21 protein-coding genes are annotated in these 21,351 nt (G+C 43.4%); 20 read left to right on the forward strand and 1 reads right to left on the reverse strand.

What is annotated here, in order from left to right:
* Positions 1-5 precede the first annotated feature (5 nt).
* On the forward strand, positions 6-1,472 hold the full coding sequence (gene cls / locus IGJ26_RS08165) for a cardiolipin synthase (protein ID WP_008379854.1): 1,467 nt from the start codon (positions 6-8) through the stop codon (positions 1,470-1,472).
* Here the strand turns inward: cls and IGJ26_RS08170 are convergent.
* Entirely contained in the window at positions 1,452-1,868 is a 417-nt protein-coding gene (locus IGJ26_RS08170; RefSeq protein ID WP_005236004.1) for a ribonuclease HI family protein, read from the reverse strand. The genes cls and IGJ26_RS08170 overlap by 21 nt on opposite strands.
* 65 nt (positions 1,869-1,933) lie before the next feature.
* On the opposite strand from IGJ26_RS08170, the gene IGJ26_RS08175 reads away from it, so the two are divergent.
* The 19 genes from IGJ26_RS08175 to IGJ26_RS08265 all read left to right on the forward strand — a co-directional run bounded on the left by IGJ26_RS08175 (position 1,934) and on the right by IGJ26_RS08265 (position 21,215).
* The gene (locus tag IGJ26_RS08175) at positions 1,934-2,344 is read left to right on the forward strand and encodes an EbsA family protein (protein ID WP_008379857.1); all 411 of its coding nucleotides are present in this window, start codon (positions 1,934-1,936) and stop codon (positions 2,342-2,344) included.
* A gap of 209 nt (positions 2,345-2,553) precedes the next feature.
* On the forward strand, positions 2,554-4,224 hold the full coding sequence (locus IGJ26_RS08180) for a formate--tetrahydrofolate ligase (protein ID WP_008379859.1): 1,671 nt from the start codon (positions 2,554-2,556) through the stop codon (positions 4,222-4,224).
* A 228-nt stretch (positions 4,225-4,452) separates the two neighbouring features.
* Positions 4,453-4,860: a hypothetical protein gene (locus IGJ26_RS08185; protein WP_005235998.1), complete on the forward strand. Its 408-nt coding sequence runs from the start codon at positions 4,453-4,455 to the stop codon at positions 4,858-4,860.
* Positions 4,853-5,560, forward strand: a complete 708-nt coding sequence (locus IGJ26_RS08190) for a CBS domain-containing protein (RefSeq protein ID WP_005235996.1) — start codon at positions 4,853-4,855, stop codon at positions 5,558-5,560. Before IGJ26_RS08185 ends, IGJ26_RS08190 begins: the two co-directional genes overlap by 8 nt.
* Positions 5,557-6,042 (forward strand): signal peptidase II, encoded by a 486-nt coding sequence (lspA, locus tag IGJ26_RS08195; RefSeq protein ID WP_005226122.1) that lies wholly within the window; start codon positions 5,557-5,559, stop codon positions 6,040-6,042. The genes IGJ26_RS08190 and lspA overlap by 4 nt, the downstream gene beginning before the upstream one ends.
* The gene (locus tag IGJ26_RS08200; RefSeq protein WP_430600000.1) at positions 6,026-6,934 is read left to right on the forward strand and encodes an RluA family pseudouridine synthase; all 909 of its coding nucleotides are present in this window, start codon (positions 6,026-6,028) and stop codon (positions 6,932-6,934) included. Before lspA ends, IGJ26_RS08200 begins: the two co-directional genes overlap by 17 nt.
* Before the next feature lie 243 nt (positions 6,935-7,177).
* The gene (pyrR, locus tag IGJ26_RS08205; protein ID WP_005231374.1) at positions 7,178-7,714 is read left to right on the forward strand and encodes a bifunctional pyr operon transcriptional regulator/uracil phosphoribosyltransferase PyrR; all 537 of its coding nucleotides are present in this window, start codon (positions 7,178-7,180) and stop codon (positions 7,712-7,714) included.
* Positions 7,715-7,733: 19 nt separating this feature from the next.
* Complete coding sequence (locus IGJ26_RS08210) at positions 7,734-9,014, forward strand: solute carrier family 23 protein (RefSeq protein WP_005235990.1); 1,281 nt, start codon at positions 7,734-7,736, stop codon at positions 9,012-9,014.
* A gap of 47 nt (positions 9,015-9,061) precedes the next feature.
* Positions 9,062-9,988: an aspartate carbamoyltransferase catalytic subunit gene (locus IGJ26_RS08215; protein WP_005235988.1), complete on the forward strand. Its 927-nt coding sequence runs from the start codon at positions 9,062-9,064 to the stop codon at positions 9,986-9,988.
* A 36-nt stretch (positions 9,989-10,024) separates the two neighbouring features.
* On the forward strand, positions 10,025-11,308 hold the full coding sequence (locus tag IGJ26_RS08220; protein WP_008379867.1) for a dihydroorotase: 1,284 nt from the start codon (positions 10,025-10,027) through the stop codon (positions 11,306-11,308).
* A gap of 1 nt (position 11,309) precedes the next feature.
* Positions 11,310-12,389 (forward strand): carbamoyl phosphate synthase small subunit, encoded by a 1,080-nt coding sequence (locus IGJ26_RS08225; protein WP_005235984.1) that lies wholly within the window; start codon positions 11,310-11,312, stop codon positions 12,387-12,389.
* 1 nt (position 12,390) lies between these two features.
* Positions 12,391-15,576: a carbamoyl-phosphate synthase large subunit gene (gene carB, locus IGJ26_RS08230; protein ID WP_008379870.1), complete on the forward strand. Its 3,186-nt coding sequence runs from the start codon at positions 12,391-12,393 to the stop codon at positions 15,574-15,576.
* 21 nt (positions 15,577-15,597) lie between these two features.
* The gene (locus tag IGJ26_RS08235) at positions 15,598-16,374 is read left to right on the forward strand and encodes a dihydroorotate dehydrogenase electron transfer subunit (RefSeq protein WP_008379873.1); all 777 of its coding nucleotides are present in this window, start codon (positions 15,598-15,600) and stop codon (positions 16,372-16,374) included.
* Complete coding sequence (locus IGJ26_RS08240) at positions 16,374-17,297, forward strand: dihydroorotate dehydrogenase (protein WP_008379876.1); 924 nt, start codon at positions 16,374-16,376, stop codon at positions 17,295-17,297. Before IGJ26_RS08235 ends, IGJ26_RS08240 begins: the two co-directional genes overlap by 1 nt.
* Positions 17,297-18,016 (forward strand): orotidine-5'-phosphate decarboxylase, encoded by a 720-nt coding sequence (gene pyrF / locus IGJ26_RS08245; RefSeq protein WP_008379878.1) that lies wholly within the window; start codon positions 17,297-17,299, stop codon positions 18,014-18,016. Before IGJ26_RS08240 ends, pyrF begins: the two co-directional genes overlap by 1 nt.
* Entirely contained in the window at positions 18,013-18,648 is a 636-nt protein-coding gene (gene pyrE / locus IGJ26_RS08250; RefSeq protein ID WP_144330363.1) for an orotate phosphoribosyltransferase, read from the forward strand. The genes pyrF and pyrE overlap by 4 nt, the downstream gene beginning before the upstream one ends.
* Before the next feature lie 157 nt (positions 18,649-18,805).
* Positions 18,806-19,483, forward strand: coding sequence for a carbonic anhydrase family protein (locus IGJ26_RS08255; protein ID WP_016620153.1), 678 nt, complete (start codon positions 18,806-18,808; stop codon positions 19,481-19,483).
* A 323-nt stretch (positions 19,484-19,806) separates the two neighbouring features.
* Positions 19,807-20,724, forward strand: a complete 918-nt coding sequence (locus tag IGJ26_RS08260; RefSeq protein WP_016611759.1) for a helix-turn-helix domain-containing protein — start codon at positions 19,807-19,809, stop codon at positions 20,722-20,724.
* A complete protein-coding gene (locus IGJ26_RS08265; RefSeq protein ID WP_016620151.1) occupies positions 20,724-21,215 on the forward strand; it encodes a pyridoxamine 5'-phosphate oxidase family protein in 492 nt (163 codons plus the stop codon). Before IGJ26_RS08260 ends, IGJ26_RS08265 begins: the two co-directional genes overlap by 1 nt.
* Positions 21,216-21,351: the final 136 nt, after the last annotated feature.

Below are 21,351 nucleotides of genomic sequence, written 5' to 3' on the forward strand. Positions count from 1 at the left end.
AAACTATGATAAAAATGGATATGAGCATGATTTCCACGGTATTATTGGCACTTTTGTTTATTAATACGATTGCTGCCTTTATTACTGTTTTTCGGAAACCACGCTCGATTGCAAGTGTCTTTGCTTGGATGATGACGTTGGTATTCATCCCCGGCATCGGGTTTTTGTTGTACTTGTTTTGTGGTCGGGGGATCGACGGAGAAATTATTTATAAATTTAGTGAGCACCACCAAAGTAGGATCAATGAGTTGAATCAAATCATCAAAGTGCACAATTATTCTTTTCCTGAACATCCTTACTCAGATGACAATCATCTATTAGAGCGCTATTTTAAGAACCTTGATGAATCGCCCTTGACTAAAGGAAACAAAGTAGAATTTTATACAGATGGAAAAGAAAAATTTGCAGCATTGTTTGAAGACATGAAGCAAGCAGAAGATAATCTGCATGTGGAATATTATTCGTTTTTTAATGATGAGATCGGTGGCCAATTTCTGTCTATCTTGATCGATAAAGCCCGTGAAGGTGTTGAAGTGCGTTTGGTCTATGATCCATGGGGGTCACCGAAAGCCAATCGGAAATTCTTTCAACCGTTGATTGATGCCGGTGGAAAAGTCGTGCCTTTCATCACTTCGAAGAACCTGATCCGTAACACACGATTGAACTATCATCTACATCGAAAAATCGTTGTGATCGATGGTCAAATTGGGTGGACTGGCGGCTTTAATGTCGGCGATCAATATTTAGGGAAAAAGGCCAAATTTGGCTATTGGCGAGACACCCATGCAAGAATCGTAGGTACTGCCAGTTTTACACTACAAGAGATTTTTATTCGTGACTGGAACGCATCTGTAAAAAAAGAAGAGGATCAACTGGAATACGAGGATCGCTACTTTATTCTACCGCCGAAAGAGCTCTCTGGAAATGTTGATTTGCAGATTGTCGCTGATGGTCCTGAAAGTGAGACCCAAATTCTCAAAGGCGGTTTTGTAAAAATGATCTTAGCTGCCAAAGAATCGATTTGGATCCAAACGCCTTATTTGATTCCTGATGACAGTATGATGAACGCATTGGAAATTGCCATCCACTCAGGTGTAGACGTCCGAATCATGATCCCATGTATGCCTGACCACCCATTCATTTACCGGGCAACACAGCATTATGCCAATTATTTGCATCGTCGTGGTGCAAAAATCTACATCTATAACAATGGTTTCCTCCATGCGAAGACGGTCATGATGGATGATACCATTAGTTCCTTTGGGACGACAAATCAAGACATTCGGAGTTATGCCTTGAATTTTGAAGTCAATGCTTTTGCCTACGATCACGATGTCACGCAAACGTTGAAAGGCTTCTTTGAAGAGGATATGGCGCAATCAACATTACTGACGGATGAAATTTTAGCTAAGCAGTCTTACTGGTTGCGCTTCAAACAAAACTTCTCTCGGTTATTGTCTCCGATCCTTTAATTTCAAAGCCTTTGCTAATCCTTGGCGTGCCAAATGGTCGGCACCTTTGTTTTGGCTCTCAGGGATCCATTGGATGATCGCTAAAGGGAACTGTTTCAACAAGCATTGAATTTCCGTTAAATAATCAGAAAAAGCAGGGTTTTTGGTATAATTCTTGTCGATAGTCTGCGCAACGACTTTGCTGTCGGTATAGAGCATAATCGTCTGTTCCTGTAACCCTTTGTCAATCAGCAGCTGCAACGCGTTTACCATCACAGCGAACTCTGCTTGGTGGTTGGTTGAATCAGGTAGCGGAAACGCAATTTGCTCATGCAGATCAGTACCGACAATGACGATTCCACCGCCACTAGGGCCGGGGTTGCCTTTCGTGGAAGCATCAAGATAAACTTTTAACATTGTCTCACCCTTTTTTGATATGATAAAGATAGTATACTAGAAATTTTATGTTGTGAGGAACTTTTATGAAGCGTAAATTGTATTGGCAACCGGAAGCTGCTACAGCGATCATTTATTGGTCGTTTACTATGATGATATTATTTATCAGTTTGATTCTTTCGTTGGAAAATACCAGACCTTATTGGAAAAGCAACCTCGTTTTAGCCGTCTTTTTCTTTTTTGTATGGTTAGGTATTCACCGAAGCATGCTCATCAGAAATGATTTGCTCCTTATTCGCTATGCCCGCTTATGGAAGAAACGCCTTATTTCTTTACCTGAGATAGAAAAATGGCAAATTAAAAACCGTTTAATCAGCATTACCGATCATCAAAAAACGTATACCTTCACGTTGCGTAAAAAAGATGTGGCATGGTTAGAAACTTTTTTTCAAGAAAAAATCCCTGAAAAAAGGGTGCAGGTCGAAACCAACGAGTAATTCATAGGAATCTAGAAAACAGCGATCACTCCTTTTGGCGGTACAGCCTTAGGAAGGACGTTGTTTTTTGTTTACATAGAGGATTCGGCAAACTTCTTGTAAAAGTGTGGAAAATCTCTCTTTCTTTCTGAATAAAATCAAGTATAATAAGAGCATAGCAAACAAAATACATTTTAAAGTGCTAAATAGTTCGTGAATTGAGGGTAAAAATGAAATCAGATATCGAAATTGCACAAGAATCAACGCCTAAACCGATTATTGAAATTGCTGAACCACTTGGTTTAACAGGGGATGACCTGGAACTTTATGGCAAATATAAAGCAAAAATCGAATGGTCGGCAATCAAAGAAAAAGCAAACAAGCCGTTAGGTAAGCTTATTTTAGTCACAGCCATCAGCCCGACACCAGCAGGGGAAGGTAAATCAACGGTGACCATCGGACTTGCGGATGCCCTGAATCAAATCGGGAAACAAACCGTCATTGCTTTGCGGGAGCCATCATTGGGCCCAGTAATGGGCATCAAAGGCGGCGCCACCGGCGGCGGCAAAGCACAAGTTCTACCGATGGAAGACATCAACTTACATTTCACAGGTGATATGCATGCGATCACGGCTGCCAATAACGCCTTGTCTGCGTTGATCGACAATCATATCCAACAAGGCAACGAATTAGGGATCGACGGACGTCGGGTCACATGGAAACGCGTTGTCGATTTGAATGATCGAGCGTTACGACAAGTGATCGTCGGTCTAGGGGGACCGTTACAAGGCGTTCCCCGAGAAGACGGTTTTGACATTACCGTTGCTAGTGAGATCATGGCGATTTTGTGCTTGGCAACAAGTATTGATAATTTAAAAGAGCGATTAGGAAAGATTTTAATTGGTTATTCTTTTGGGAAACAACCGATTTACGTAAAAGATCTGGCGGTCCAAGGTGCTTTAGCCTTACTTTTAAAAGATGCCCTCAAACCGAATCTCGTTCAAACGATTGAAGGAACCCCTGCGCTGATCCATGGCGGTCCTTTTGCGAATATCGCCCATGGGTGTAATAGTGTCATCGCAACCGAGACGGCTTTGCACGTAGGCGAATACACGGTGACCGAAGCTGGGTTTGGTGCTGACTTAGGCGCAGAGAAATTTCTTGATATCAAAACACCGAATTTATCAAAGGCACCAGATGCGATCGTAGTGGTAGCAACGATCAGAGCACTGAAGATGCATGGTGGGGTCGCTGTCGCTGATTTAGGGACAGAAAACTTAAAAGCATTAGAGCGAGGCTTCAGTAATTTAAAGCGTCATGTTGAAAACATGCGTAAATATGGTATTCCAGTTGTCGTTGCGCTTAATGAGTTCTCACAAGACACAGAAGCAGAGCGGAAATTAGTTGAAACCATGTGTCAGCAAATCGACGTCACCATCGCACGGACAGCCGTTTGGGCAGAAGGTGGCGCCGGTGGAACGGATCTAGCAAAAGCGCTGGTACAAGTAATTGAGGAAAAAACCGCCAACTATCATCGCTTGTATACCGACGATTTGCCTTTAGCGGATAAAGCTTCTTTGATTGTGCGTGAGATCTACGGCGGGGCAGAGGTTGAGTTTGCGCCTAAAGCCAAGGCACAGTTGCAAAGCTTCAAAGAGCAAGGCTGGGATCAGCTGCCGATTTGTATGGCAAAAACCCAGTATTCATTCAGTGATGATCCAAAGCGATTGGGCGCACCAGATGACTTCACAGTAACGATTCGCGAATTCGTGCCAAAATTAGGTGCTGGTTTTATCGTTGCCTTGACTGGTGCCGTGATGACAATGCCTGGATTACCGAAGAAACCTGCGGCTATCAATATGGACGTGACTTCTGATGGCCAAGCGATCGGTCTTTTCTAAAAGAGTGATCACAAGCAAAGAAGACATTCGCTGCATTTGAAACGAAAAAACGGAAAGAGATGATTTGAAAGGACGGATGCAAGCGGCATTCGTCTTTTTCTCGTTCATTAGACGTGATGGAAGATAAAAGTAGGGATTCTTGTTATAATAATCAAGGAAGCAAGCAAAAGTCTATTTTCTTTCTTTTGATAATCAAGTATACTTAACCAATTGAGGTGATCTTTGTCAATGGAGCTACAACTAACTAGGAGGACTGGTTTTTATGGAATGGGCAGTCCCTTAGAGGTCATGCAAGGGAAAAAAAGAATCGCTGCCATCAATCATCAGCAAACGATTTTTTTAGAGTTAGCTGAGCAGACACCGATTCGTGTGCGCATGTTTTTTTTAGAAAGTCAGCCTTTTCAGCTACCACAAGGCCAATCAGCGCTCAAGCTGGAGATCGTGATGAATCCTACGCTTAAAAGATTATATATCGGCTTTTATTTAAGCCTTTTTCTCATGATGGGGGTATTGGGCTTATTCTCTATCTCCCTTTACTCGTTGCTTTTTGTCGGGGTGTATTTGGTGGCATATTTTGTCTTTGTTTTGATTTATTTGAAAAAAGCGTATCTTATCAAGGAGGTTCCTCATGGCTAGTGGTGCAGATCAATTTTTGAGTAGTTTTAATCGAATCGAAAAGCGGCTTCGTGACGAATTGGATAATCCACGGAATATGGGTTTTTCTGAAATGGTTCGTCGCTTGTCAAAAAGCAAAAATATCAATGTTAGAAGAGCAGAAGATGATTTATTACAAATGGCTCAGCTGCGCAATGCCATCGTACATGAAAAAATCGGAGAAAACTTTGTCATTGCTGAACCGAATGAATGGGTCGTCAATCGCATTCAAGAAATTGAACGCTCTTTACTGGCACCTGAAAAAGTCATGCCGCGTTTTGCGAAACGAGTGACTGGTTTTGAAAAGCACCTGCCATTACCAGAGTTATTGAAAATCGTTGCCCAAAAGCGCTATTCACAATTTCCGATCTATGATAATGGTCGATTTTTGGGCTTGATCACTTTGCGGATGCTGGGATACTGGTTAGCGAAAGAAAGCCTCCATGGTGAAATCAAGTTGACAGGCAGAACGGCAGATGAATTATTAGCAGGAGATGGGAAACGATCAAATTATTGTTTCGTGTCGGCTGAAACGACCATCGTAGAAGTGGAAGAATTGTTTCAAAAAAATGCCCTGCTTGAGGCGGTTTTGATCACCAAGGATAAAAATCCGAATGGAAATCTCTTGGGCATCATCCGTCCACGAGATATTTTTAAAGAAGAAAGAGTGGAAAATTTATGATCGCGTTGTTTTTTTTGTTAAGTGCTGTTGTCATTGGCTTGGATCAATGGCTGAAAATTTGGATCGTTGCCAATTATCAACTAGGTGAAACACATTCTCTGATCGACAATGTGTTGTCCCTGACCTATCTTCAGAATACCGGTGCAGCTTGGAGTATTCTAGAAGGAAAAATCACTTTTTTTGCGATCATCACCGTTATCGCGGTTGCCGTCGTTGTTTACCTATTGTTTCGTTACCAAAAAAGCAGTTTGTGGTTTCGCTTTGGATTGGCATTTGTTCTAGGTGGCGCTATCGGAAACTTCATCGATCGCTTGCAGCATGGCTTTGTGGTGGACATGTTCCAGCTTGATTTTATCAATTTCCCAATTTTCAATATCGCTGATATGTCATTAGTGTTTGGGGTAATCTTGATTTTTATTTATGCACTGGTAGATGACGAAGCAAAAGGGAAACAAGGAGAATCAAATGGAAAAGCAAATTGAAGTAATCATTAAAGAAGAAAAAGGGCGGGTCGACAAAGTGTTGGCTGAACGCTTGCCTGACCATAGCCGTTCACAAGTTCAACAATGGCTGAAAGAAGATGCCGTTACTTTAGAAGGTGAAACGGTTCGGGCTAATTATAAAGTAAAAGCAGGCGATCACTTGGTCATCCAAGTGCCAGAGCCGGAAGTAGTAGATTTAGAGCCAGAAAATATTCCTTTGACGATCGTCTATCAAGATGCTGATGTGGCAGTCATCAACAAGCCGCAAGGGATGGTGGTTCATCCATCCGCTGGGCATCCAAATGGCACCTTGGTCAATGCGTTATTGTACCATATGGATGATTTATCCACGATCAATGATGTTGTTCGGCCAGGAATCGTTCATCGAATCGACAAAGATACGTCGGGTCTGTTAATGATCGCCAAAAATGATCAGGCACATGAGTCGTTAGCGAAACAATTGAAAGACAAAACCTCGTTACGCAAGTATGTGGCATTGGTCCATGGCAATATCAGCCACGAAAAAGGCACGATCAATGCACCGATCGGCCGCTCGAAAGTCAATCGTAAAATGCAGGCGGTGATTGAGAACGGCAAACCCGCAGTGACGCATTTCACCGTGTTGGAACGCTTTGATCAATTTACCTTGGTGGAATTGCAATTGGAAACTGGACGAACCCACCAAATTAGAGTGCATATGCAATATATCGGGTTTCCGTTAGCCGGTGACCCAATCTACGGACCAAAGCGCACCTTAAAAGGCAACGGCCAGTTTTTACATGCCAAGCTTTTAGGTTTCACACATCCCGCAACGGGTGAGTCAATGGTCTTTGAAGCCCCATTACCAGAACTATTTGAGGACACCCTAAAAAAATTGCGAAAAAATGATTGATTTTTTTGTGTGAGAACTGTATAGTAATTGTAACAACTAAATAGCTCCTTTAAATGTAGTCCCGTGAGGCTAAGAAGGAATGAGTAAGCAGACGACTCCCGCGTTGGAGATTCGAACCCTTACTAGATGATAACGTGTACCCAAAATCCACAGAATGGGATTTTAGGCAACGATCGGAAAACATGACTCCTACCTCAAGCAGGTAGGAGTTTTTTTATGTTCAAAATTAGGAGGGAATAACATATGGCAGCGAAAGAAGTAGTAGATGCAGTAACAATGAAACGAGCGTTAACGCGGATCACCTATGAAATTATAGAAAGAAATCGCGGCATTGATAACTTGGTGCTGGTAGGGATCAAAACCCGCGGCATCTATATCGCGCAACGAATAGCAGAACGTTTAAAACAACTAGAAGGCGTAGAAGTACCTGTCGGTGAATTGGACATCACCTTGTACCGAGATGACAAAAAGACAGAAGATGATCCAGAGATCCATTCATCAGACATCCCGACTGCCATTGATGGCAAAGAAGTCATCTTGATCGATGATGTCTTGTTTACAGGACGGACGATTCGGGCAGCTTTGGATGCCATCATGGATATTGGTCGACCAAAAAGAATCTCACTCGCCGTTTTAGTTGACCGCGGTCATCGTGAACTGCCGATTCGGGCAGATTTTGTTGGAAAAAATATTCCAACTGCTTTAAGTGAAGAAATTATCGTGGAGATGGAAGAATCCGATGGTTCTGACCGGATCATGATCAATAAAGAAAACGACTAGGAAGAAGAGTGACAGCAACATGCAGAAGCAAGAATTTCGTAATCCAGACGCAGTTTTAGACATCAAAGATCGGCCCAAAGCACTGCCTTGGTTAGGTCTAAGCTTACAACATCTTTTCACGATGTTTGGGGCAACCGTTTTAGTTCCGATCCTCGTTGGGATCAACCCAAGCATCGCTTTAGTTAGTTCAGGTATTGGAACATTGGTTTACTTGGTCACGACGAAAGGGAAGATTCCAGCGTATCTAGGCAGCAGCTTTGCGTTTATCGCAGCGATGCAGATGCTGATGAAATCTGATGGCTACCCAGCTATCGCACAAGGCGCCATCACGACTGGGTTGGTTTACGTGATCGTTTCGATGATCATTAAACGTGCCGGTGCAGCTTGGTTGGATAAAATTTTACCACCGATCATTGTCGGTCCTGTGATTATGGTGATTGGATTAGGGTTAGCCGCTAACGCCGCCCAGAATGCAATGTACAATGACTCAGTCTACGATTTCAAGTACATTCTGGTAGCTTTGGCTACCTTAGGATTAACGATTTTCTTCAATATGTTTCTGCGAGGGTTTTTAGGATTGATCCCGATCCTTCTGGGGATCGTGGGCGGCTACTTGATCGCCTTAGCAGCGGGGATCGTCGATGTGCAGCCCATCATTGACGCCAACTGGTTTGGCATGCCAAGCTTCGAGATTCCCTTCATTAACTATGAACCAAAACTGTATCTGAATGCAATCACTACGATGGCGCCGATCGCTTTTGTTACCATGACCGAACACATCGGTCATCTGATGGTCTTGAACAAATTAACCAAGCGGAACTTTTTTGAAGAGCCAGGCTTGAACCGAACACTATTGGGAGATGGGTTTGCTCAAATTGCAGCCGGTCTCGTTGGGGGCCCCCCAGTGACAAGTTACGGAGAAAACATTGGGGTTTTAGCAATTACACGGGTCCACAGTGTGTTCGTCATCGGTGGAGCAGCAGTTCTAGCCATCGTACTAGGCTTCGTTGGAAAACTAAGCGCATTGATCTTAAGTATTCCTGGTCCAGTCATCTCAGGGATCAGCTTCCTGCTCTTTGGCGTCATCGCTGCCAGCGGGTTGAAAATTTTGATCGACAACAAAATCGATTTTGATCGTAAGAAGAATTTGATCATTGCGTCAGTGATCCTTGTGGTAGGAATCGGCGGTCTTGTATTCACGGTCGGTACCTTCACATTATCCGCAATGGCGTTAGCAACTGTCCTAGGAATCTTCTTGAATCTTATTTTACCTGACAGCTCTCGCAGCGAAGAAAAATAACTTGTGCCAACTCATCGTTTAAACAGAATCAAAGGAGGAATTCATTCATGATTATTCAATCCGAAAGAATCAGCTTAAAGCATCTTTTGACGGTAGAAGCATTGACGGACCGTGAAGTGATGGGACTCATCCGCAGAGGACAAGAATTCAAAAGAGGGGCGAAATGGATGCCCCAAAAAGAACAATATTTCGCAACAAATCTCTTTTTTGAGAACAGTACCAGAACCCACAAAAGCTTCGATGTTGCTGAGAAAAAACTAGGGATCGAAGTCATCGAATTTGAAGCCTCCACCAGCTCTGTTCAAAAAGGCGAGACCTTGTATGACACGGTCTTGACGATGTCAGCTTTAGGTGTAGACGTTGCGGTCATTCGCCACGGCGATGAAAACTACTACGACGCTTTGATCCAAAGCAAAACGATCCAGTGCAGTATCATCAATGGCGGGGACGGCAGCGGCCAACACCCAACGCAATGCTTGCTAGATTTGATGACGATCTATGAAGAGTTTGGGCATTTTGACGACTTGAAAGTCGCAATCGTAGGTGACATCACCCACTCACGGGTCGCAAAATCAAACATGCAAATGTTGAAGCGTCTCGGAGCGAAAGTCTTCTTCTCAGGTCCAAAGGAATGGTATGACGAAGAATTTGAAGTATACGGTCATTGGCTACCATTAGACGAATTGGTTGCAGAAGTCGATGTTATGATGATGCTTCGTGTCCAGCACGAGCGCCATGATGGAACGGAAAGCTTTTCCAAAGAAGAATACTTAAAAAATCACGGGTTGACCGTCGAACGGGCCGCAAGAATGAAAGAGCATGCGATCATAATGCACCCAGCGCCGGTCAATCGCGATGTGGAATTGGCTGATGCGCTAGTTGAAAGCTTACGCTCACGAATCATCACACAGATGTCCAATGGCGTCTTTGTTCGAATGGCGATTCTTGAAGCGGTGTTGAACGGTAAGGCCTAACAGGCAAAAAGGAAAGAATTAGAGGAGGAAGTTTACATGAAAACACTCATTAAAAACGGTAAAATCATCAAAAAAGACAATCACTGTGTTCCTGCAGCAATTTGGATCGAAGAAGGAATCATTCGTGGGATCGGTACAGCATTTCCCGAAACAGATTTTGACGAAGTCATCGATGCCAAAGAGCAATTGATCACGCCAGGTTTAGTGGATGTTCATGTACACTTCAGAGAACCAGGCTTTGAATACAAAGAAACAATTGAAACGGGCAGCATCGCAGCAGCTCGCGGTGGGTTCACGACAGTTTGCGCAATGCCAAACCTTGACCCAGTTCCCGATACACCGGAAAAATTAACAGCTGTTTACGAAAAAATCAACGCAGATGCGTCAATCAATGTCTTACAATACGCCCCGATCACAGAAAACTTACGCAGTGAAACGTTGACGGATGCAGCTGGAATGAAAGCTGCTGGCGCTTTCGCCTTGACGAACGATGGCGTGGGTGTTCAGACTGCTGGCACAATGTATCTGGCCATGAAGCAAGCAGCCGAAAATGACTTGGCCTTGGTTGCCCATACAGAAGATGACTCCTTACTCTTTGGCGGCGTGATGCATGCTGGTAAAAAAGCAGAAGAACTTGGACTACCGGGGATCTTGAGTGTAACGGAAGCTTCTCAAATCGCTCGTGATGTACTTTTGGCGGAAGCAACAGGTGCTCATTACCATGTCTGCCATGTCTCGACCAAAGAAAGTGTTCGAGTGATCCGAGATGCCAAAAAAGCTGGTATCCATGTGACAGCTGAAGTTTCTCCTCATCATTTGCTTCTAATCGATGAAGATATTCCTGCCGATGAAGGCTTTTGGAAAATGAACCCACCGTTACGTGGGCAAGAAGACCGTGAAGCGTTGATCAAAGGTCTGCTGGATGGCACGATCGATTGTATTGCGACGGATCATGCACCACATGGCTATGAAGAAAAAATGCAAAGCTTTTTAAAAGCACCATTTGGCATCGTCGGATCAGAATATGCCTTCCAATTGTTGTACACTCATTTTGTCAAAACAGGACGCTTTACCTTGCAGCAACTAGTGGATTGGATGACCGTGAAACCAGCATCAATCTTTGGTCTAAGCGCCGGAACGATGATGGTCGGAGACAAAGCCGATCTCGCGATTTTTGACTTAGAATCAGCTTATAACGTGGATCCTAAGCAATTTCTATCAAAAGGAGTCAATACGCCTTTCGGTGGATGGACGTTATATGGGGATACAAGTTATACATTTGTAAATGGAAAATTAGTATGGCAAAAAGGTGGGCAATAATATGAAACGTTGGCTTATTTTAGAAGATGGAACATACTTTGAAGGCGAAGGCTTTGGTGCCAGTATCAATGTTTTTGGTGAGATTGTTTTTACCACCAGCATGACGGGCTATCAAGAAGCCATTACGGATCAAAGCTTTAACGGACAAATCATTACGTTTACGTATCCGATGGTTGGAAATTACGGCGTCAACCGAGACGACTACGAATCAATTTCACCGACTTGTAAAGGGGTTGTTGTGAAAGAACACGCGCGTCTAGCGAGCAATTGGCGGAAACAGCTGACGTTAGATGAATTTTTAAAACGCAAAAATATTCCAGGGATCGCAGGAATCGATACACGCGCGCTGACAAGAAAGATCCGTCAACATGGGACCATGAAAGCGAGTATCGTTGATGCAGGAGATGTCTTTGACCATGCCTTTGATCAATTAAAAGCGGCGGTTTTACCAACCAATCAAGTGGCACAAGTTTCTACCTCAAAACCTTATCCAAGTCCTGGAACGGGTCGCAATATCGTGGTCATCGACTTCGGCTTGAAGCACAGTATTTTACGGGAGTTGTCACGCCGTAATTGCAATCTAACGATTTTGCCATACAATACGACAGCGCAAGAAATTTTAGACCTCGCACCAGATGGTGTAATGCTGACAAATGGACCGGGTGATCCTAAAAGCTTGCCAGAAGCAATTAAAATGATACAAGGGATTCAAGGCAAGGTACCGATCTTCGGGATTTGTTTAGGCCATCAGCTCTTCTCATTAGCGAATGGGGCAGATACCTATAAAATGAAGTTCGGTCACCGCGGATTGAACCATCCGGTAAGAGAGATCGCCACTGGTCGGATCGATTTTACCTCACAAAACCATGGCTTTGCTGTGGATGAAGCATCCATCGATCCTGAAAAACTAATGGTGACACACGTCGAAGTGAACGATGGCACAATCGAAGGGGTTCGTCATCGCCGCTACCCAGCATTCAGTGTCCAATACCACCCAGATGCGGCACCGGGCCCGCATGATGCGGTCCACTTATTTGACGAATTTTTAGAGATGATCGATGCATGGAAGGAGCAGAACTAATATGCCAAAACGTACAGATATCAAGAAAATCATGGTAATCGGTTCTGGACCGATTATTATAGGACAAGCGGCAGAATTTGATTATGCCGGTACACAAGCTTGTTTAGCTTTACGAGAAGAAGGCTACGAAGTGGTGTTAGTCAATTCGAATCCCGCAACGATCATGACGGACAAAGAAATTGCTGACAAAGTCTACATTGAACCAATCACATTTGAGTTTGTCTCACGGATTTTACGTAAAGAACAGCCTGATGCAATTTTACCGACATTAGGCGGACAAACGGGCTTGAATATGGCGATGGAATTAGCCAACTCAGGTATTTTGGATGAATTAGGAATTGAGTTGCTAGGAACCAAATTAGCGGCAATCGATCAGGCAGAAGATCGAGATTTATTCAAACAATTAATGGAAGAATTGGATCAACCGATCCCAGAATCCGAAATCGTATCAACGGTGGAAGCAGCAGTTGAATTTGCGAAAAAAATCGGCTTTCCAATCATTGTTCGTCCAGCATTTACGCTAGGAGGAACGGGCGGTGGCATGTGTAACAATGAAGAAGAATTACGCCAAATCGCTGAAAACGGCTTGAAGCTCTCGCCCGTGACCCAATGCTTGATTGAACGTAGTATTGCTGGGTTTAAAGAGATCGAATATGAAGTGATGCGGGATTCTGCAGACAACGCGATCGTTGTTTGTAATATGGAAAACTTCGATCCAGTCGGCATCCACACCGGCGATTCCATCGTCTTTGCCCCTAGTCAAACACTGTCAGACCATGAATACCAAATGTTGCGAGATGCGTCATTAAAAATTATTCGCGCATTAAAAATAGAAGGTGGTTGTAACGTTCAGTTGGCACTTGATCCACATAGCTTTAATTACTATGTGATTGAAGTAAATCCAAGGGTTTCTCGTTCGTCTGCACTAGCAAGTAAAGCAACAGGTTATCCAATTGCCAAACTGGCAGCGAAAATTGCCGTCGGTTTAACATTGGATGAAATGAAAAATCCAGTCACAGAAACCACCTATGCAGAATTTGAACCCGCCCTTGACTATGTTGTGGCAAAAATTCCTCGCTGGCCGTTTGACAAGTTTGAAACGGGGGAACGTCGATTAGGAACACAAATGAAAGCAACTGGAGAAGTGATGGCCATTGGTCGTAATATTGAAGAGTCATTACTGAAAGCTGTTCGTTCATTGGAAATCGGCACACATCATATCGAAATGAAAGAACTAGAAGCTCTTTCTGACAATGATCTGATGGAGAAGGTCATCAAGGCCCAAGATGATCGCCTGTTCTACGTCATGGAAGCCATCCGAAGAGGGTATACTATCGAAGATTTGAATGAAATGACGAAAATCGATTTATTCTTCTTAGATAAAATGCTTCACATCTTTGAGATCGAACAAGCATTAGCAAACGAACCACATTCCCTTGATGTGTTGAAAAAAGCCAAGCAAAACGGCTTTACGGATAAAAAGATCGCTGAGCTGTGGGAAACCACGGAAGCTGAGATCCGCACGCTGCGTCATGAGCAAAAGATTTTGCCCGTCTACAAAATGGTAGATACATGTGCCGCAGAATTTGAATCAGCAACACCTTATTTCTATAGCACCTATGAGTTTGAGAATGAAAGCAAGCGCAGTGAAAAAGAATCTGTTCTTGTCCTAGGTTCTGGACCGATCCGAATCGGACAAGGGGTGGAGTTCGACTATGCAACAGTGCACTCGGTGAAAGCGATCCAAGCTGCTGGCTATGAAGCGATCATCATGAACAGTAATCCTGAAACGGTTTCGACTGATTTTTCTATCTCCGACAAGCTGTATTTTGAACCGTTGACCTTAGAAGATGTCTTGCATGTGATCGATTTGGAACAGCCAATTGGGGTCATCGTCCAATTTGGCGGGCAAACGGCGATCAATTTAGCCGAACCTTTGGTGAAAGCCGGAGTCAAAATCCTAGGCACCAGCATTAAAGATCTTGATCGTGCCGAAAACCGCGATCTCTTTGAGCAAGCATTACAAGCACTAGATATTCCGCAACCACCAGGCGACACGGCGACGAACGAACAAGAAGCGATCGCCATCGCACAAAAAATCGGCTATCCTGTTTTAGTCCGCCCAAGTTATGTCTTAGGGGGACGTGCGATGGAAATCGTGGAAAACCAAGCCGATTTAGAAGATTATATGCGTCATGCAGTGAAAGCATCACCAGAACATCCTGTCTTGGTCGATCGTTACTTGGTTGGTAAAGAATGTGAAGTCGATGCTATCTGTGACGGCAAAACTGTTTTGATTCCTGGAATCATGGAACATATCGAGCGTGCAGGGGTCCATTCAGGAGATTCAATGGCGGTCTATCCACCGCAAAATCTTTCGGATGAACTAATTGCTACGATCGAAGAATATACCAAACGCTTGGCATTAGGTTTAAATTGTATCGGTATGATGAATATCCAATTTGTCATCCATGAGAACAAAGTGTATGTCATTGAAGTAAATCCTCGTGCTAGCCGAACCGTGCCATTTTTAAGCAAGGTAACAGAGATCCCAATGGCACAAATTGCCACGAAGGCGATTCTCGGGGAAGAGATCACAGCGTTAGGTTATCAAGACGGACTTGCTCCAACACCAAATGAAGTACACATCAAAGCACCTGTCTTCTCCTTTACAAAACTTTTAAAAGTCGATACTTACTTAGGCCCTGAAATGAAATCAACGGGTGAAGTAATGGGATCAGACAAAGATTTGGCAAAAGCACTTTATAAAGCTTTTGAGGCATCAGGCCTGCATATTCCTGAATTTGGAAAAGCACTTTTCACCGTTGCAGACGAAAGCAAAGAAGAGGCAGCAGCACTGGCGGCGCGTTTCGTAGAGGTCGGCTTCACCTTAATGGCTACCAATGGAACCGCTGATTACTTTGAAGAAAAAGGCCTGCAAGTGACACGAGTTGCTAAAATCTCTGATCAACAAGCAGAAGAAACGGTTGTTGATTTGATCCGTAAAGGAACGACCCAAGTAGTAGTCAATACCATGGACAAAGATCGCCAAAATGCAACGGAAGACGGATTTATCATTCGCCGAGAAGCAGTGGAGCATGGTGTACCGACCTTTACTTCTCTTGATACAGCGGATGCAATTCTAAAAGTGATGGAATCCCGCAGTTTTTCAACAAAAGCAATTTAACGCAGATAAAGGAGTTTTTTGATGAAGCAAGAAATCATGACCATCAGCAAACAGCGTCAACTGGCACCACGGATTTTTGAAATGACATTGACTGGTGAATTAGTCAATGAGATGAGGACCCCAGGGCAGTTTCTGCACCTGCGGGTTCCTCAAAATGCCTTTCTTCTTCGCCGACCGATCAGTATCAATCATATCGATGCTGAGAAAAAAGAATGCCGAATCATTTACCGGGTCGAAGGAGATGGCACACGAATTTTTTCAGAAATGACCGTTGGTGATCCAATCGATGTGATGGGGCCGTTAGGAAATGGGTTTCGCTATCATCATTTAAACCAAGGGGACACTGCATTTATCGTAGGTGGCGGTATCGGTGTACCGCCGCTCTACGAACTATCGAAACGTCTGACGCAACAAGGGATCCACGTCATTCACTTTTTGGGCTTTGCCAGCAAAGACGTCATGTATTATGAAGAGGAATTTCGCGCACTGGGAGATACGAGGATCGCTACCGATGATGGCAGCGCTGGTTTACAAGGAAATGTTGGCAACCTGTTATTAGCTGCAGAGCAAACACCTGCGGCAGTCTTTGCCTGCGGAAATAACGGTCTTTTAAAAACCACCGCCCAGCTTTTCGAAGACCTTTCAGATGTTCAATTATCCATGGAAGCGCGAATGGCTTGCGGGATGGGTGCCTGTTATGCCTGTGTTTGCCATACGAAAGATGACGAACAAGGTACAAAAAGTGTCAAAGTTTGTGACGAAGGGCCTGTATTTCAGGCGAGAAAGGTGGTCATTTAATGTCGATCAACGTCGAGCTACCCGGATTGAGTCTAAAAAATCCGATCATGCCTGCCAGCGGCTGTTTTGGGTTTGGTGCAGAATATGATAAATATTATGACATCAGTCAATTAGGTGCGGTGATGATCAAAGCGACCACACCTGAACCACGTTTCGGCAATCCAACCCCAAGGGTAGCGGAAACGCCTAGTGGTATGTTAAATGCCATCGGGTTGCAAAATCCTGGGTTAGAAACGGTCATGAATCAAATATTGCCGGACTTAGCTCAAAAACATCCAGAGTTACCGATCATTGCAAACGTTGCTGGTTCGACCGTCGAAGATTACGTTCTTGTGTGTCAGGAAATCAGTCAGGCAGAAAATGTCAAAGCTATCGAACTGAATATCTCTTGCCCTAACGTCAAACATGGCGGTATCACTTTCGGAACCGATCCTGCGGTTGCTGGTGCATTGACTGAATCGGTCAAAAAAGTCTCGCAAGTGCCGATCTATGTCAAACTTTCGCCGAATGTGACGGATATTGTCCCAATTGCAAAAGCGATCGAAGCAGGCGGCGCCGACGGGTTTACGATGATCAATACGCTTTTGGGCATGCGGATCGATTTAAAAACACGAAAACCGATTTTAGCCAACCAAACCGGGGGCTTGTCTGGTCCATCAATCAAACCAGTGGCGATCCGCCTAATCAAACAAGTGGCGCAAGTTTCTCAATTACCAATTATTGGCATGGGGGGCGTGATGTCAGTGGATGATGTACTTGAAATGTATCTGGCAGGTGCAAGTGCAGTTGCAGTAGGAACTGCAAACTTTACCGATCCTTACATTTGCCCAAAATTGATTGAAGAATTGCCTATCCGAATGGCAGAATTAGGGATCACTTCTTTGGAACAGTTGATAAAAGAAGTGAGAGAGGAGCACGTGTGATGAGTGAACGACCAATTATTGCCTTAGATTTCCCCAACAAACAGGCTATTGAAACATTTTTAGCGCAATTTCCTGCGGGAGAAAAATTATTTGTAAAAGTTGGAATGGAGATTTTCTACCAAGAAGGACCAGCGATCGTCACTTGGTTGAAATCCTTTGGCCATGACATTTTTTTAGATTTAAAATTACATGATATCCCTAATACTGTTGGACGAGCAATGGAGCGCTTAGCTTCTTTAGGTGTTGCTTTGACGAATGTTCATGCAGCCGGCGGGATCGAAATGATGACTGCTGCTAAAAAAGGTCTGCAACAAGGAACCCCCGCAGGAGACAAAGTCCCTGATTTGATTGCAGTTACCCAATTGACCTCCACTAGTGAGGCACAAATGCATCATGATCAGCAGATCATGACGTCACTGCAAGAAAGTGTTATCCATTACGCCACTTGTGCCCAAAAAGCTGGATTAGACGGTGTTGTTTGCTCCGCACACGAAGCAAAACAGATCAAGCAAAGAACAACCGATGCCTTCATACGCTTGACGCCTGGTATCCGACCAGCTGGCAGTGAAGTTGGCGATCAAAAACGGATCATGACACCTGCACAAGCTCGCAATGCGGGGGCTACCATGATCGTTGTGGGACGTCCAATCACCCAGTCTAAGACACCGTATGAAAGTTATCTGCAAATAAAACAAGAATGGAAGGAAGCTAGCCAATGAAAGAACAATCCAATCAAATTGCCAAAGATCTTTTAGACATCGAGGCGATTTTTTTACGACCGAATGAACCATTTACTTGGGCAAGCGGCATCAAAAGCCCTATTTACTGCGACAATCGAATCACTATGAGTTATCCTCATGTACGTCGCGCCATTGCGAAAGGCTTAGCTGCAGTCATCAAAAAGACTTATCCCGAAGCAGAAGTGATTGCAGGGACCGCAACAGCCGGGATTCCCCATGCTGCTTGGGTCGCTGAATTGTTAGATTTGCCAATGGTTTATATTCGCAGCAAAGCAAAAGAACATGGCAAAGGCAATCAAATTGAAGGTCGTATTCAGCCAAATCAAAAAATGGTCGTCATTGAAGATTTATTGTCAACAGGTGGCAGTGTCTTAGAAGCTTGTGAAGCAGCCAAAAGAGAAGGAGCCGACGTATTAGGCGTCGCTGCGATCTTTACTTACGAGCTGCCTCAAGTCCAAGAGAATTTTGACCAAGCAGGTCTATCCTATGTGACTTTGACAAACTATACAGCGTTGATCGAGTCGGCTTTAGAAACGGGTGCTATTCAAGAGTCTGATGTTGCCCTGTTACAAGAGTGGCGAAAAGATCCTGCTGCTTGGTTGAGTGAATAAGGAATTGAAATAAGAAACGGATATGTGAGGGAATGACCAAGCATATTCGTTTTATTTTTACCTATTTTCTGATAGCATTGGGAGAAAGTTTTTTTGATAGGAAGGGCTATTCCTTGCTGTCAACTTGAATTAGGAGGCTGTTTTTTTGAAAAGAAATATGGATGTTCCCTGGAGTTATTCCGGAGACAATGGACCTGAACATTGGCACACTTTGTGCGATTGGTATGCACAAGGCGCCGAATTTCCTTACCAATCCCCAATTGCTTTAGTTCACGATGAAACCGAAGAACCTATCGATCAGGACTTGGCTTTTCACTATAAACGAGAGCGGTTCACGGAAAAAGAATTCAAAAATACGATTCACTTCGTTCCATATAACAAAGAAAGTTATGTCACATTTAAAGGGATCAACTACTATTTGACGGATATTCATTTCCACATGCCGTCTGAACATATTATCGATGATGAACAGCAAGAATTAGAGTTTCATCTCGTCCATATGAATGAGGACGGAGAAAACTTGGTTGTGGGTATCTTATTCAAATTGACGGATAAGCTCAACTGGATCTGCAATCAGCAAGACGACAGCATCTGGGACTTTGAAAACCATACGCAATGGTTTGATCCGACTATGTTCTTACCAGAACGCACCCACCATTTCCATTATGTGGGTTCGTTGACGACACCGCCAACCAAAGGGCCAATCAATTGGTTCGTCTTTGACTGGATCGGGGAGATGAGCCGCCGCTTCATTTTGGAATTCCGGGAAGAAGTGTTAGAAAACAATAATCGCCCATTACAAGACCGCAAAGATCGGCCTATTTATTTCTATTAATTTATAAAAATAGATCCTTTTACGTAGTGTTTCTCACTGACTTCATTTGATGGTCAGTATAGAAACCACTTCGTAAGGGTAATCTATAAAAATGATGTTAGAATTTTTAGAATGTCATTGACTAGAAAAAGACGAAAACTCTTCGTCTTTTTTTATTTTTATATTCTAGGACCATGAAGGCTATGCTAAAATATTAAATAAGCTGATTCTCGGCAGTTAATGCATTGTGAAAATAAATACAAATATAGTTTTTTTTAGAAAAAGAGCAGACACGGTAAAGCTTTTTTGGCTGAGTATTTTATAGTGAAAGAAAGGAAATCCATATGCATGCATGGGAAGCAATCCAAAAATCCATTGATTTTATCGAAGACAATCTTGCTGAGTCGCTAGAGATCGAAACGTTAGCACAAGTCGCATCACTTTCTGTATTTTATTATCAACGCTTATTTACTCGCTTAGTTAAAATTTCTGTTAGGGAATATATAAAACTGCGTCGTCTGGCCAGAGCCGCTGTTTTATTAAAAGACAGAAAAAGTCGAGTCATTGAGGTCGCTTTTGAGGTTGGTTTTAGTAGCCATGCAGTATTTTCAAGAACCTTTAAGACCGTTTATGGACTTTCACCTTCTCTTTACCAAAAAGCGCCGATCGGCTTGCAAAATTTTGATAAGCCGGATCTATCTTTAGGGTATATTGTCACAGAAGAAGGCAATCCATTGATCAGCGAAGGAGTCGTTTTGGAGATTCAGAAGAAGCGAAATCAGCAACCGCTGGTTTTTTGTGGCGTTGTTGGTTACTATCCATTTAAGTATGGAAAAATGCTGGGCCAACGAACAGGGATTGATCCGATTGATGATATTTGGCATGATTTTTATCAAAAGACTGCCAATCAGCCTCGCACCGATCATTGCCTGATCGGTGTTTCATTTCCGGGAGATGCGCCTGAAGGCTATTCAAGTTATTTTGTTGGTCAAATATCTGATGGTTCGCAATTTCTCAACTGCACTGAATGGACTTTACCAGAACGTGAGTATATTGTTTGCAGCTTTGATACGGTCTCAGAGCAACTGATCATCAATATGGGAAAGGCGATGCGTTATACCCGTTTTTGGCTCAAGAAAAATGGATGGATTGCTGAGAATTTTTTTCCTGAGCTTTATCAAAAAGGGGAAAATCATGTGGTTCATGTCGAATTATGGATTCCTTTTAAAAAAAGAATTAAGATGCAAGGAGGAACAGAATAATGACCCACCAGTATGAAGAAGGAATAAAGCTGCTTGAAGAAAAATTCGGACATTTTAAAGACAATGTGATTGCCCTTGCGACGACAGCTTGTGACAAAACTGTAGAGGGACACATACAACCAGTCGTTCGAGAAGTTGATGCTTTTTATGAAGAGGGCGTTTTTTACGTGTCGACACACGAGCAATCCAATAAAATCAAGCAAATCAAAAAGAACCCAGCAGTTTCCATTGCCGTTAGCGGTGAATGGTTTACTGCGGTCGGTCAAGGGGAGAATTTAGGTTGGGTGCTAGACCCTAAAAATGCAGAATTAAGAAGCAAAATTCGCAAAGCCTTTGTCTGGTACGACGAAGTCAACAATGAGAATGATAAAGGCTGTTGCTTTCTAGCAATCCATTTGACCAAAGGAACGTTGAATATCAATCACTGGGAAAAGCTGTATCATTTTGATTTCGAGAAGAAAGTCACTATGGAGGATGGCGGTATTTATTAGCTAGCAGAAGCTACTTTCTCACGGTGATTTTCGAATGCCATTCTATCGGATCTAGCAGATACGTCGATGGCTAAATTCTGAGAAGGCTTGCCTTTTGTGTTTCAAGCTAAGCAAAATTGTCGCTGGAAGAGCAGTA

It is taken from the genome of Enterococcus sp. AZ095a, assembly GCF_050546735.1.
Lineage (GTDB): Bacteria > Bacillota > Bacilli > Lactobacillales > Enterococcaceae > Enterococcus_D > Enterococcus_D entomosocium.